This is a genomic window from Ruegeria sp. CF3, from assembly GCF_056537365.1.
Genome location: NZ_JBQFRK010000009.1, coordinates 48816 through 62614, shown reverse-complemented (window position 1 = coordinate 62614; position 13799 = coordinate 48816). Strand labels below are relative to the sequence as shown.

18 protein-coding genes are annotated in these 13799 nt (G+C 57.2%); 9 read left to right on the top strand and 9 right to left on the bottom strand.

What is annotated here, in order from left to right; translation table 11 throughout:
- Position 1: 1 nt before the first annotated feature.
- From ACR0KC_RS21030 to ACR0KC_RS21005, 6 genes are all read left to right on the top strand, one after another.
- Entirely contained in the window at positions 2-430 is a 429-nt protein-coding gene (locus tag ACR0KC_RS21030) for an Lrp/AsnC family transcriptional regulator (protein WP_480707573.1), read from the top strand.
- A gap of 72 nt (positions 431-502) precedes the next feature.
- Positions 503-1171 carry a lytic transglycosylase domain-containing protein gene (locus ACR0KC_RS21025; RefSeq protein ID WP_480707572.1) on the top strand — a complete coding sequence of 223 codons (669 nt, stop codon included), beginning with the start codon at positions 503-505 and terminating at the stop codon, positions 1169-1171.
- Positions 1172-1180: 9 nt separating this feature from the next.
- A complete protein-coding gene (gene flhA / locus ACR0KC_RS21020) occupies positions 1181-3268 on the top strand; it encodes a flagellar biosynthesis protein FlhA (protein ID WP_480707571.1) in 2088 nt (695 codons plus the stop codon).
- Positions 3265-4038, top strand: coding sequence for a flagellar biosynthetic protein FliR (locus ACR0KC_RS21015; protein WP_480707570.1), 774 nt, complete (start codon positions 3265-3267; stop codon positions 4036-4038). Before flhA ends, ACR0KC_RS21015 begins: the two co-directional genes overlap by 4 nt.
- On the top strand, positions 4035-5123 hold the full coding sequence (gene flhB, locus ACR0KC_RS21010; RefSeq protein WP_480587506.1) for a flagellar type III secretion system protein FlhB: 1089 nt from the start codon (positions 4035-4037) through the stop codon (positions 5121-5123). The genes ACR0KC_RS21015 and flhB overlap by 4 nt, the downstream gene beginning before the upstream one ends.
- A gap of 23 nt (positions 5124-5146) precedes the next feature.
- Positions 5147-5506, top strand: a complete 360-nt coding sequence (locus ACR0KC_RS21005) for a hypothetical protein (RefSeq protein WP_480437394.1) — start codon at positions 5147-5149, stop codon at positions 5504-5506.
- Positions 5507-5517: 11 nt separating this feature from the next.
- Here ACR0KC_RS21005 and ACR0KC_RS21000 read toward each other — a convergent pair whose 3' ends face one another.
- Genes ACR0KC_RS21000 through ACR0KC_RS20960 form a run of 9 tightly spaced genes read right to left on the bottom strand, consistent with a single transcriptional unit; the run spans position 5518 to position 10048 of the window.
- Positions 5518-6012, bottom strand: a complete 495-nt coding sequence (locus ACR0KC_RS21000; protein WP_170408681.1) for a flagellar basal body-associated FliL family protein — start codon at positions 6010-6012, stop codon at positions 5518-5520.
- An 11-nt stretch (positions 6013-6023) separates the two neighbouring features.
- Positions 6024-6755, bottom strand: a complete 732-nt coding sequence (flgH, locus tag ACR0KC_RS20995) for a flagellar basal body L-ring protein FlgH (protein ID WP_480707597.1) — start codon at positions 6753-6755, stop codon at positions 6024-6026.
- Positions 6755-7168: a flagellar basal body P-ring formation chaperone FlgA gene (flgA, locus tag ACR0KC_RS20990; protein WP_480571223.1), complete on the bottom strand. Its 414-nt coding sequence runs from the start codon at positions 7166-7168 to the stop codon at positions 6755-6757. Before flgA ends, flgH begins: the two co-directional genes overlap by 1 nt.
- Complete coding sequence (gene flgG, locus ACR0KC_RS20985) at positions 7168-7953, bottom strand: flagellar basal-body rod protein FlgG (RefSeq protein ID WP_170408683.1); 786 nt, start codon at positions 7951-7953, stop codon at positions 7168-7170. The genes flgA and flgG overlap by 1 nt, the downstream gene beginning before the upstream one ends.
- A 21-nt stretch (positions 7954-7974) precedes the next feature.
- Positions 7975-8685, bottom strand: coding sequence for a flagellar hook-basal body complex protein (locus ACR0KC_RS20980; protein WP_480707569.1), 711 nt, complete (start codon positions 8683-8685; stop codon positions 7975-7977).
- Complete coding sequence (locus tag ACR0KC_RS20975) at positions 8685-8957, bottom strand: flagellar biosynthetic protein FliQ (RefSeq protein ID WP_170395271.1); 273 nt, start codon at positions 8955-8957, stop codon at positions 8685-8687. The genes ACR0KC_RS20980 and ACR0KC_RS20975 overlap by 1 nt, the downstream gene beginning before the upstream one ends.
- Before the next feature lie 3 nt (positions 8958-8960).
- Positions 8961-9251, bottom strand: a complete 291-nt coding sequence (gene fliE / locus ACR0KC_RS20970; protein WP_480707568.1) for a flagellar hook-basal body complex protein FliE — start codon at positions 9249-9251, stop codon at positions 8961-8963.
- 12 nt (positions 9252-9263) lie between these two features.
- A complete protein-coding gene (gene flgC, locus ACR0KC_RS20965) occupies positions 9264-9650 on the bottom strand; it encodes a flagellar basal body rod protein FlgC (RefSeq protein WP_480707567.1) in 387 nt (128 codons plus the stop codon).
- Between the two features lie 11 nt (positions 9651-9661).
- Positions 9662-10048 (bottom strand): FlgB family protein, encoded by a 387-nt coding sequence (locus ACR0KC_RS20960; protein WP_480707566.1) that lies wholly within the window; start codon positions 10046-10048, stop codon positions 9662-9664.
- 107 nt (positions 10049-10155) lie between these two features.
- Between ACR0KC_RS20960 and ACR0KC_RS20955 the strand changes: the two genes are divergently transcribed.
- From ACR0KC_RS20955 to ACR0KC_RS20945, 3 genes are all read left to right on the top strand, one after another.
- Complete coding sequence (locus tag ACR0KC_RS20955) at positions 10156-11481, top strand: FliI/YscN family ATPase (RefSeq protein WP_480707596.1); 1326 nt, start codon at positions 10156-10158, stop codon at positions 11479-11481.
- Positions 11482-11564: 83 nt separating this feature from the next.
- Positions 11565-12404, top strand: coding sequence for a flagellar motor protein MotB (locus ACR0KC_RS20950; RefSeq protein ID WP_480707565.1), 840 nt, complete (start codon positions 11565-11567; stop codon positions 12402-12404).
- A 98-nt stretch (positions 12405-12502) separates the two neighbouring features.
- Complete coding sequence (locus ACR0KC_RS20945; RefSeq protein ID WP_255611994.1) at positions 12503-13798, top strand: flagellar hook protein FlgE; 1296 nt, start codon at positions 12503-12505, stop codon at positions 13796-13798.
- The last annotated feature ends 1 nt before the right edge of the window (position 13799 follow it).

The window sequence follows — 13799 nt, the reverse complement described above, 5'->3', positions numbered from 1 at the left end:
AATGGACCAGCTTGATCGACGCATCATCGCCGCCTTACAGCACAATGCGCGCGACTCGACGACCCGCATTGCAACAACACTTGGCGTCGCACGGACAACGGTGCATGAACGCATCAATCGAATGGAAGAGCGGGGCGTCATCGCTGGTTACTCGGTCGTCCTGCACGAAACCGAAGATACGCCACGCGTTCAGATCATCGTTCTGCTTGAAGTGCAGCAGAAAGAAACCACACGTATCATCAAGCGGCTTGAAGCTTATCCCGAGGTCAAATTGTGTTTGTCAATCAATGGCGAATTTGACCTGCTGCTTTCCGCCGAAGCGCCACGGATCGAAGACCTCGACATTCTGGTCGATGAACTTGCGCGCATCCCTGGCGTGTCGCGCACCAACACCAGCGTGGTCTTCGGTCGAAAGATTGATCGAAACTAAGGCACGCTAACTCTCTGTAAACAGGTAACTGGATAGCTTGGCCCGGACTGATCAGAATCCCGGACCGGCAGAATGCCAATTCAAAACCTCCTGATTGCGGCGCTTATGTTTTTGGCGCAGGCCGCAGACGCGGCGACAACGGCAGCTCTTTGTGACCGCGCAGCGCAACGGGCTGCGCTGGCCGAAGACGTTCCGCTCGATGTTCTAAAGGCAATTGCCCGCGTTGAAACAGGCCGCACGCTGGACGGGGTTCTGGAACCCTGGCCATGGACCGTCAATCGTGAAGGACAGGGATATTGGTTTGCCTCCGAGGTTGAGGCAAAGTCTTACGTGTTCGACATCTTCAAATCCGGTGTACGCAGCTTTGACGTCGGTTGCTTTCAGATCAACTATCGCTGGCACGGTAAGGCTTTTCGCTCGATCGACGCGATGTTCGATCCGGATGAAAACGCAACCTATGCAGCACGGTTTCTGGCCCAGCTTTATGCGGAACTTGGATCATGGCCTGCCGCTGTCGGGGCCTACCACTCGCGCACGCAGCACCTTGCGGCCTCATATTCTGACCGTTTTCAGACCGTCCTGGCGCAACTGGATGGCTCGGGCACAGCCCACGAACGCGATCCATTCACCGCATCTGCCAGCCCACTCATCCCGCTGAACGCTCATCCGGTCGGCCAGAACGCGCTGGGGTCACTGGTTCCCGAAACCTCTACAGCCACCGCCTTTATCGCTTTCAATTAGGAGCAGATAGTGCCCCGTATCGATCCCCGCACCTTGTTCTCTCCGACCATACTGCTGGCGCTGGCGCTGATGGCGGTCATCGTGATGATGATCCTGCCCATGCCAGCCTGGGTACTGGACGTGGGGCTGGCGGCATCCTTTGCGCTGGCGATTCTGATCTTCACATTGACGCTGTTCATCGAACGGCCACTGGATTTCTCATCCTTCCCGACGATCCTGCTGGCCTCACTGATGTTGCGCTTGTCGCTTAACGTGTCCTCAACCAAGCTGATCATCGGTCAGGGGCACACCGGCACCAACGCCGCTGGTGACGTGATCGAAGGTTTCGCCCAGTTTGTCATGGGCGGCAGCATCTTTCTGGGCCTTGTGGTGTTTGGCGTTCTGCTGATCGTGAACTTCATGGTCATCACAAAGGGTGCGGCCCGCATGGCCGAAGTGGGTGCCCGGTTCGCGCTGGACGGGATGCCAGGCAAACAGTTGGCCATCGACAGTGACATGTCGGCTGGAGCCATCGATCACCAGCAAGCCAAAGAACGGCGCGAGCGCGAGCAGCAGGAAACCACCTTTTTTGGTTCGCTCGACGGCGCGTCGAAATTCGTCAAAGGCGATGCGATTGCCGGGTTGCTGATCACACTTCTCAACCTCGTGATGGGATTGGTCATGGGGGTCATCGTGCATGGGATGCCGGTATCGTCCGCCTTCGAAACCTATGCAATCCTGACCGTTGGGGACGGGTTGGTATCGCAGATACCAGCAGTGATCATCTCGATTGCGTCCGCCTTGCTGTTGGCGCGTGGCGGTACGCAGGGTGCAACCGACAATGCGATCTTCTCGCAGCTTGGACGCCACCCGGCGGCGTTGGGCACCGTAGCGGTTCTGATGGTGCTGTTCGCCCTGGTGCCCGGTTTGCCGTTCTTACCGTTCATTCTTGGGGCGGGGGTGCTGGGCTATGCGGCTTATTCAGGCCTCAGACAACGCAACGCCAGCGAGGCAGAGGCTCAGACCCCCGAGGCCGAGTCTGATACTCCGGTCTCGCAGGCTATCGGTGATATCCTGGACCTCGACGACGTTCACTTGGAATTCGCCCCTGATCTGGTCAGCATGGTGCTGAACCCCGGTACCGGCCTTGACGCGCGGATCGCCAACATGCGGACCTATGTCGCCTCAAGCTTTGGGCTTATCCTGCCCGAAATTCGATTGACTGACCGCGCCGATCTTCCGACCGGAACTTATGTGATCAAAGTACAAGGGGTCGAACAGGCGCGTGGTGTTCTGAATTCTGAACTCGTGCTCGCACTGGTACAGGACGGGCACGACTTTCTACCTGATGGCACCGATGTGACCGAACCCGTCTACGGTGCCCCGGCGCGCTGGATATTGCCCAAGGACCAGGAGGTCGCCGCACTGAATGGGGCCACCATCGTCACCCCTCCTGAAATTCTGGCAACCCATCTGCTGGAGATCATCAAACAGAATTTCTCGCGCCTTTTGACCCTGAAATCCCTTCGCCGCCTGCTGTCCGAGATGACGCGGCTCAGCGATCCGACCCGAGCCGAAGCCAACCGCAAAATGCTGGACGAATTGATCCCAGACAAGGTGCCGATCGACACACTGCATGCTGTTCTGCGGCTGTTGCTAGACGAACGGGTCTCGATCCGAAACATGGCGCTGATCCTTGAAAGCATGGCCGAAGCACGATTGACCACCACCCAGCCCGAAGGGATCTGCGAACTGGTCCGCCAGCGGCTGGGCTTTCAACTGGTTGCCGACATGAAGCGCGAGGACGGCTCGATCCCTCTGATCCAACTCGCGCCGGAATGGGAGGACACATTTGCCACCTACCAGATCGACGCCGCGAACGCAGGTATCGACGTGGCACTACCGCCCAACCTGTTCAATAAGCTGGCCGATGGAGTTGTCGATAGCGTCGCAAAATCAGCAGATCACGGGTTGTTCCCGGCGGTCGTAACCACGACCCGCCGACGCAGATTGCTCAGGACCATTATGCACGCGCGCGGCGTCGCCAACCCCGTCCTGTCTTTTGAAGAGATCGGGCTTGAGGCGCGCCCCGCCTTGGTCGGAACGGTGCCCGCGTGATCTCAGTCCCGTCAGAGCTTTTGCCACATCTGGGGCAAAACCTGTGGCATCTGTTCGCCGTATTTCTTCGTGTGTCCGCATTGGTTTCGCTGCTACCGGCCTTTGGTGAACGCAGCGTCCCTGTGCGGGTCAAACTGGGCGTGGCAGTTGCTTTCACAATGATTGTCATTCCCGCCATACCCGCATCGGGTGTTATGCCGGGCTTTCACAAAATGATTGGATTAATCACCATCGAAGTCTTGATCGGTCTTATGCTCGGCATCGGGTTGCGCCTTTTTGTCCTTGCATTACAAACTGCAGGTTCAATCGCGGCGCAAGCGACATCCTTGTCTCAGATCCTGGGCGGAGCGGCCGCAGAACCTGTCCCGGCGATGGGGTATCTGCTGACGCTGGCCGGCTTGGCGCTGGCGGTATTGCTTGGCCTTCATATCCGTGCAGCGCAGTTCATGATCCACAGCTATATGCTGTTTCCGATGGGCGCGCTTCCAACTGCGCCTGATCTGTCGCAATGGGGCGTTGCGCAAGTCGCCCGCAGCTTTGGACTGGCCTTTGCGCTGGCGACGCCCTTTGTCATCGCATCGCTGATCTACAACCTCGCACTGGGCGTAATTAACCGCGCCATGCCGCGGCTCATGGTCGCTTTTGTCGGTGCCCCAGCAATCACTTTCGCAGGCCTTTTCCTGCTTTTCGCCGGGGCACCATTGATCTTGGCAACCTGGTCTGACGCTTTGTTCACCTTTCTCCAGAACCCGCTTGGAGGGCTGCGATGAGCGCATCAGACGACGACAGTGATAAGTCATTTGAGGCGACCCCGCAAAAGCTGGAAAAAGCCCGCAAAAAAGGCGAGGTGGCGAAGTCCAATGATCTGTCGGTTGTGGCTGCATACATGGGACTGCTCGTCGCACTTTTGCTCACGGGGCAATTCACGGCAGAGCATCTGGGGACTGTGTTCGTGGTCTTGATCGACCAATCAGATCAATTCGCAAGCTTGCTGACCGTCGGACCCGCGACATCCACCGTCGCTGGGATTCTGAGATCAACTATGGCACCAATCGCCGCGTTGTTTATCGTACCGGCAGTCGCGGTGTTGCTCAGCCTGATCGCCCAGCGCGCACTGATCTTCGCGCCGGAAAAGCTGAAACCACGCGGTTCACGCATCTCGATCGTCTCAAACGCAAAGAACAAGTTTGGCAGGGGCGGGTTGTTCGAATTCGCCAAGAGCTTTGTTAAATTGTTGATCTATGGAACATGCCTGACCCTATTTTTACACGTCCACCTGCCAGAGATTCTGACAGCTAGTGCAGCCGCTCCGAGATCCTCAATTCTGTTGATGATGAACTTACTAAGCCAATTTCTGTTTATCGCCATAATGATCGCGCTGGCGATCGGCGTGATCGACTATCTGTGGCAACATGCCGAACACCTTCGCAAAAACAGAATGTCACGCAAAGAAATTCAGGATGAAACCAAGGATTCCGAGGGTGATCCGCACGTCAAACAGCAGCGTCGCCAACGCGCGCAGGACATAGCAACCAATCAGATGATGGCGGATGTGCCCAAGGCCGATGTGGTGATCGTCAACCCGACGCATTATGCGGTGGCGCTGAAATGGTCGCGTGCAAGTGGCAGCGCTCCGGTTTGCGTCGCCAAAGGAGTAGATGAAATCGCGGCAACAATCAGGGCCACGGCCGGAGACGCAGGCATTCCTATTCATTCCGATCCACCAACAGCACGCGCATTGCACGCGACCGTCGGGATCGGACAGGAAATTACCGAAGAATACTACCGACCCGTTGCAGCTGCTATTCGGTTTGCCGAAGCCATGCGCAAACGAGCGAAGGGTCAGGTCGGATGACGCAAGATCGCATGGGCAACCTTTTGACCGTCGCCGAAGCTGTTTATCAACGGGAACACCAAAAATTGCACCCTTTGTTGCAGCGCGAAGCCCAGTTGCTTCAGCAATTGACGCGTCTGGATTCTCAATTAGCCGAAGTAAAATCGACGAGTTCACAGTCGGATGGCTATCAGGTCACCGGCGCAGACCTGTTGTGGCACGGCTGGGAATCTTTGACACGGCGCAACCTGAACACCGAGTTGGCGCGCCTGCGATCACAAAAGCTTGCGGCAATGGAAGAATTGCGTGGGGCATTTGGGCGCAAACTGGCCGTTGCCGATCTGTCGCGCCGCCTGCAGGAACACAAGCGACGCGTGCGACAATCTAAAGCTCAGGAATCGTAACCCCAACCCGTTCAGGTATCCTGTCGGCTGACACTCATGATCAGAACTTGCGAGACATCTTCGCCCAGATCCTTTCTCGCAACCTCCAGCAACGCATTGCGCAAAGCCGTCAGGTTGTCTGACCGCGTGAATGCGCCGTCAAACCCGCCGATATTGGCGTGATCAAACAGAACTTGCAGAAACCGGTCCCTTAATTTTGGCTCGATCTCATAAAACGCTTCGGCAATCCCCGGCCTCACCTCAAGGCTGAGGGACATGGTGACGAGCGCCGATATCTCGTCCTCGGAAACCACGGGGACCACGAACTGTTTGGTGAGTTTCAAATACTCATGTGTTTCTGATTGATCATCTTTGCCGGGTTTAGTTTTGTTTTTCTTGTCTTCATTGGGTTTTTGCCCAGCCTCCGCAAGATCTTCAGCTTCCCCGGACGGGGACAATAGGATCCGGGCGCCCGCACCGGCAGCCAGGCCGAAAACTAGAAAAACGATCGGTAGTAGTTTTCCCATCAGAGCGGCCCTCAGAACGGTAGCAAGGTATCAAGTATCTGTTGTCCATAGCGTGGTTGCTGCACATCCGTGATCTGCCCGCGGCCACCATAAGACACCCGCGCTGACGCGATCTTGTCATAGGTGATTTCATTCTGGCGCGAGATATCTTCGGGGCGGACATAGCCCGAGACCAGCAGTTCCCGAAGTTCGAAATTCACCCGCAGTTCTTGCGATCCAGAAATCGAAAGCACACCGTTTGGCAACACGTCGACGACCGTTGCCGCCACGCGCAAGGTCAATTTTTCTTTGCGTTTGACCGATCCCTTGCCTTTGCTGACCGAAGCCGAGTCAATTGAAACGGCATCATCAAGTGAGGCCCCTTCAGGTAGTCGTTCACCTGCGCGCTGAGGAAGGCCGAAGAGTTCCGGCACCGCAAGACTTTCTGACCCGGCCCGCGACCGGTTGGTGTCGTTGGATATTTCGGCCTTTTCATCCAGCTCGATCACGACTGTCAGAATATCCCCTTTTTTCATCGCCCGTTGATCACCAAGCAAGGAATGCTGACCGCCACTCCACAATGATGACTGATCAACGGTTCGCTGAGGCTGGCTGTGCAAAGGTAGTCCGGGCCACAGCATCGCAACATGCTCAGGCGATTCCGTGTTTGGTGTCAGGCTGGGCGGCTTGCCAAGGTGGTCCAATCGTCCACACGCCGCAACACTCAGAACGACAAGTAGCAGGGGTTTCGAAAGGCTCGGCATCATTTAACCTCAATTTGTCCATCGGGACGGATTACGCCCGTTACTGTTGTGCGAGACGCCAGATTCATGACACGGATACGCTCGCCTGCTGCGCCCCGGCCCAACGCGCGGCCTTCGGCAGTGATCGATAGCGCGACGTGATCGAACACCAGCGTCACCAGATCGTTTCGGTCCACGATCGCAGGCGGACCGACATCGGCAGGGCGGATTGGCCGACCTGGATAAAGCGCAACACGTGCCTCCTGACCGATAAGATCCTCTGGCCTACGAACCGCCCCATTGACCTCAGTGGTTTTGATTTCGAGGTCGGATGAGACAATGACCTCTTTGGCGCGGATCGTGCGGGTCGGCACAACGATCTCGGCCAAGCTTGGCATCGGCATCATGCATAGTATGAGGGTTAACAGGCGCATCACCGCACCTGCGTGGTCGCGCCCATCATCTGGTCGACGGCGGAAATAACTTTGGCGTTCATTTCGTAGCCACGCTGCGCTTCGATCAGTTCCGTGACCTCGCGCACCGCATCGACAGAGCTGTCCTCAAGATAGCCCTGCCGCAATGTGCCCAGCCCATCTTCGCCCGGGGTGCCGACCACCGGTGCACCCGAGGCTTCGGTTTCCTTGAAGAGGTTGCTACCAATGGCCTCAAGACCCTTGGCGTTCGAGAAGCTGGCCAGCGTAAACTCGCCCAGCAACTGCCCCTCGGCCGTATCATCGAAATAGGCATAGACCTCACCCGCCGCATTGATCGAGATCGATCTGGCATCGTCTGGAATGGTAATTTCAGGGGCAACGGCAAAGCCATCAGAAGTTACGATCAGACCTTCGGCCGAACGTTTCAGGCTTCCGTCTCGGGTAAAGGCGGATTGGCCATTCGGCATGGTGACTTCAAGGTAACCTCGCCCTTCGATGGCGATATCCAGATCACTGCCTGTTGCCGAGAGCCCACCCTGTTGCAGCTGTACGGTGACGGCGGCAGGGCGCACGCCCAACCCAAGCTGAATACCTGTCGGAAGGACCGTTCCATCCGAGGCATTGACCGCCCCGGCGCGCGCCATCTGTTGATAGTGCAGATCGGCAAACTCGGCCCGGCGGGTGTTGTAGCCGGTTGTATTCATATTCGCGAGGTTGTTTGAAATTGTCTCAACCCGCATCTGCTGTGCGGTCATGCCCGTAGCCGCGATCTTCAATGCTCGCATGTCGTATTCTCCTTCCGGTAATCAGCGCATCAATGCCTTAAGCGCCCCGCGAACCCGTTCGTCTTCGGCCTCAAGAAAACTCTGCCCGAGCTCGTAGGCCCGCTGAATTTCAATCATCCGGGTCACCTGACCAATGGCATTGACATTCGATCCTTCGAGAAACCGATGCAGCACGACCGGCTCGTCCACCGGGTCCACCTGCCCGCCTGCACGGAAATGTGTGCTTCCTTCGCGCACCAGGTTTTCGGGATCGGCGACGTTGTAGACACCGATCTGGCTCAGAAGTTGTCCATCGACGCTCATCGTGCCGTCGCTGCCAACATCGATCGTTGCGGCGTCGGGCGGGACAAAGACCGACGCGCCATTGCTGTCCAGAACCCGGTGCCCGTCCATCGTCACCAGATCGCCCTCAGCATTGAGTGAGAAACTGCCGGAACGCGTCAGGCGGTTCCCAGCGGGCGTTTCGATCATAAAGAACCCGTCCCCTTCGATGGCAAAGTCGAAGGACCCGCCTGTCTCGGTCAGCACACCTTGTTGCAGAGAAGTGTTTCGAACCTGCGCACGGCTGAGCGATAGTGAAGGGTTGCCCGGCATATCCCGGACGAATTCGGAGAACACCAGCCCCTGCTGACGATACCCGGTCGTGTTGGCATTGGCGATATTGTTGGCCACCATTCGCATCTCATCCATGAGACCGGATTGGCGGGACAAGGTGACATAAGTGGTGTCCATCAGCGACCTCCGGCAATAAGCGGGACCAATGTCCCGGTAAAAAACGTAACAAGGGTCTGGGTCATGAAGCCCATCGACATCCAGAACACGACCACGATTGCAATCAGCTTAGGCACGAAGGTCAGGGTCATCTCCTGAACCGAGGTCAGCGCCTGAAACAAACCAACTGTAAGGCCCGAGATCAGCGCCACCGCCAGGATCGGAACCGACGTGATGACTGCAACCCAAAGCGCCTGGCGCACGATGTCGTAGAACAGACCTTCGCTCAGCATCGTTCAGACCGGCATCCGCAAGATTTCCTGATAGGCTTCAACGACTTTGTTCCGAACAATCACAGCCGTTTCCACTGCCAACTCTGTCTGCGCCAGCGCCTGAACCAAAGCGTGCGGGTCGGCCTGCCCAACCATCGAAGATTGCGTGACTTGCTCGCTTTGTTCCAGCGTCGCCACGAAATCCTGAAACGAGGATCGCAGCCCTTGCGCTGTCCCCTGATGTCCGGGGTCGGCCTGCGTTGCAGGGCGCGCACCCGTATAGTTCTGTGCGGCGGTAAGTGAGCGAACATCCATTCTGGTATTCCTTTATTTTCGGAGTAGATCCATCAGACTTGATGACATCTGCCGGGTCTGGTCGAACATCTTGAGGTTGGCTTCATAGCTGCGCTGTGCCTCTCGGGCGTCTGCTATTTCGATCATCAGATCGACGTTTGATCCTCTGTAATGGCCAGTCTCATCAGCCATAGGGTGGCCAGGATCATAAATTCGGCTCAGGTCGCGACGATCGAGTTTGACGCGCCCCGCCTGAACCATCTCTTTTCCGTCCCGTTCGACTGTCTCAAACGGGACTATCTTACGCCGGTATCCCGGCGTATCGGCGTTCGAGATGTTCTCGGACACATGACGCAACCGCGCTGCTTGCGCACGCAGTGCGCTAGCCGACGCGTCCAACGAGTAGGAAAAATCGCTCATCGTGAAACCCCCTATGCCCGGCCCAGACTCGTGCGCAGCACACCGATTGAAGACTTGTAGATCGCTAATGCCCGGTCATGTTGTCGCTTTACCTCGACAGCTTTCAGCATCTCTTCTTCCAATGAAACACCATTGCCATTCGGATCGCTCGAAGCCGCGACCGTGAATTCAGCCCAAGGCTGAGCGCGCACATCACCATTCAGATGACCCGTCCGAGTCGCGGTCATCGCGACCTCTCGGCTCGTGTTTTCAATCGCTGTCTGGAAGGCTTCAATATCGCGGGGCTTGTATCCCGGCGTATCCGCGTTGGCCATGTTGCGCGCAACAACCGCTTGCCGTTGTCCGGCATGGGTTGCCATTGCGTACGCAGTCTTAAAGACGTTCAGGTCATTGAACATCGGGGCTTCTCCCTCGATCAATTTCAATCAAGGCTTAACCCCGATTCCTTTAGAAACCGTTTTCAACAAATCTATTTGGAGGACCTGCGATGGCCGATCTCGATCCGATGCGTCTGAAATGCGAATTCGATAGGATGTCGGCGGTACACCATATCGGGCGTGTGACCGGTGTTGCGCGCGGCGTGGTTGAAATCGATGGTCTGACCGCCCAAGCCCGGATCGGGGATCATCTGACGCTGCGCCGACAAAAAGGCCCGGACCTGCCGGGCGAGGTCCTGCATGTCGAATCAGGCGCGATCCATATGCTGCCAGCCTCCGCACCCGATGGCGTAAGCCTGGGGGATCAGGTCTCTCTCAACCAGATGCCTACCTTTGCGCCCGGAATGCATTGGCTTGGGCGGGTGATCGATCCGTTTGGCAAACCTCTGGACGGCAAGCCCCTGCTGCCTGGCACGCTTGAACGTGACCTTATGCAGGCCCCGCCAACTGCGGTATCGCGCAAGCCGCTGGGCGGTCGTATGGAAACCGGGTTGGCCATCCTCAACACGATGCTGCCCATTGTCCAAGGTCAGCGAATCGGCCTGTTCGCTGGTTCAGGCGTTGGCAAATCAACACTTCTGGCGACGCTTGCCCGCTCAGTCCAGGCGGATGCTGTGGTCGTTGCATTGGTGGGCGAACGCGGGCGCGAAGTGAATGAGTTTGTCGAGAACGCCCTGGGTGCCGAAGGTCTGAAACGATCCGTCGTCGTGGCCGCAACCTCGGATCAATCGGCCCTGATACGCAGACGGTGCGCATGGTCGGCCATGTCGGTGGCGGAATACCTGCGGGATCAAGGGTTAAACGTTTTGTTTCTGACCGATTCAGTTACCCGCTTTGCCGAAGCGCACCGCGAGATTGCCGCCGCAATGGGTGAAGCCCCATCGCTACGTGGCTACCCGCCATCGGTCACGCCGCTGATTGCAAACCTGTGCGAACGGGCGGGTCCCGGAACTCCCGATCAAGGTGACATCACCGCAGTCTTCAGTGTTCTTGTCGCGGGTTCTGACATGGACGAGCCCATTGCGGACATTCTGCGCGGCGTCTTGGACGGACATGTCGTGCTGAGCAGAGACATCGCCGAACGCGGGCGCTTCCCGGCCATTGACCTCAGCCGATCCGTATCACGCAGCCTACCAGGTGCGGCGACCGCGGATGAGAACCAGTTGATTACAGAAACCCGCAAGCTGGTCGGCAGTTATGAGCAATCTGAGGTGATGATCAAAGCCGGCCTCTATGCCGAAGGAACAGATCCTTTGTTGGATCGCGCCGTCCGGGTCCACGAAGAGCTAGATAGCTTTTTTGCGAAGGCCGATCCCGATGGTATCGAAAACAGCTTCAATCGATTATCTCTGATTTTGAGGCGCGCTGGTGTAAACCCGGTGTCGCAGTCTTAGAATTCAGAACAGTTTTAAGTGTTAAGACCACCTTAACACCTGCCCTGCTAGGCCAGTAAGCGGGTGAATAGAAGGTGGTGGAGATGGGTGCGCAATCCAATGCGGCGCCAATCATCATCAAGAAGAAACGTGTATCGGGTGGCGATGCTCACCACGGTGGTGCGTGGAAGGTCGCTTATGCGGACTTTGTCACTGCCATGATGGCGTTCTTCATGTTGATGTGGCTGCTGAATGCAACGACCGAGACGCAACGCAAGGGTCTGGCGGATTATTTTTCGCCTACGATTCCGGTCAATCCGGTCTCGGGCGGTGGTGATGGTGCCTTCGGCGGTGACAACATGTTTTCGGAAAAAACCATGGTTATGGATGGATCAGGTGCCAGCAATCGGAACCCCACCGAGGCAAAACAGGCGCGCGGATCAACCGGCGTGGATGCGAAAGGCGGCGGTAAGGGTGCGTTCGAAGATTTCTCGTCGCTCGAGGCGCAGTTGCTGGGGCGCGCTGGGGAAAGCCTTGTTTCCGATAAGATGCGCAAGCACATCGTGACCCGCGTCACCGACGAAGGGCTGGTGGTCGAGCTGTTCGCCACTGAGGGACAACCGTTGTTCGAATCGGGGACAGACACGCCAACCCAAATGATGCGCGCGCTGACACTTTTGGTAGCGCGGTCTTCTGATCTGGTGACAAACGCAATCGCGGTTGAAGGGCATGTGCGGTCTGCGCCCGTCGTGTTGGCGAATAACCCGGTCTGGGATCTGTCGACCGCGCGGGCGCAAAGCACCCGCCAACTGCTGCAGAACAAAGGCATCCAGCCACAGCGGTTGGACCGCGTGACTGGGCACGCGGACCGAGAGCTTTCGGATAAAAACCCCATGGCGGTACGCAATAATCGGATTGAGATCATCTTTTTACGCAACCCTTAGCGGGTAAAGGATAGACAGCATTTTAGCTGTTAGCCGGCTGTTAAGGGCCAGTGCGGTACGTGTTGCATCAACGAATGACGCAACAAAAGGGCGTACCGATGACCATATCCTCTTCGCTGAATGCCGGTGTGGCAGCGTTGAAGGCCAACGCCAACAGGCTGGCCACGATCTCTGACAACATCGCCAATTCATCGACATTTGGCTATAAAAGGGTCGAGACCGACTTTCACTCCATGGTCACGTCTGGTCAGGGCGGCAGCTATTCGGCAGGTGGGGTCAGAACCACCAGCCAACGCCTGATAGATCAGCGCGGATCGCTGGTAACCACCAACAATTCAACCGATCTGGCCGTGCGCGGTAGAGGCATGCTGCCTGTCCGTCCCAGTTCGCAGATCGCGTCAGGTTCAAATGAGATGCTGCTGACCACGACAGGCTCATTCCGCACCAATGAGGAGGGGTATCTGGTCACACAATCCGGCCTTGTACTTCTTGGCTGGCGTGCCAACCCAGATGGCTCGATCCCCAGCGTCCCGAGGGATACGCCTGCCGCTCTGGAACCCATTCAGCTAAGCGTTAATCAACTTTCGGGCGCCCCCACAACATCCATGAACCTGCGGATGAACCTGCCTGCAACAGCGACCGACGCCGGTGCTCCGGGTGACACGCAGCCCTTGTCGGTCGAGTATTTTGACAATTTGGGCAAGTCTGAAAGCGTCGATATCGAATTGGTCCCCACCGTTCCTGCAACCGGCAGCAGCAATGAATGGACCATGACATTGCGCGATTCAGCCTCGGGCGGCGCTGTCATCGGAGAATATACCCTGACCTTCACCGATAGCCGTACAGCCGGTGGTACACTAGCCAGCGTCACCGCCGTGACCGGCGGTGCCTATGACCCGGCAAACGGCAGCGTTGTCGTCAACGTCGCCGGCGGACCAATGGAGATCAACATCGGCCAGATCGGCGATGCGGACGGCATTACACAGCTTTCCGATACCTTTGCTCCGGTTTCGATCACACGCGATGGTTCGGCCGTTGGCACGATGACAAGCGTACAGGTTGATGAGAACGGCTATGTCTATGCTTTCTATGATACTGGGGTCAGTCGCCGGATGTTCCAGATTCCACTGGCCGATGTGCCGAATCCAAACGGCCTGACGGCACTGGACAGTCAGACCTATGCCCCCTCGCGTGACAGCGGTACCTTCTTCTTGTGGAACGCAGGCGAGGGGCCGACGGGCGATCTTGTGTCTTTTGCACGCGAGGAATCGACCACCGATGTCGCCACCGAGTTGACTTCAATGATCCAGACCCAGCGGGCCTATTCCTCAAGCGCCAAGGTCATTCAGACTGTGGATGAGATGCTGCAGGAAACCACCAATATCAAACGCTGAC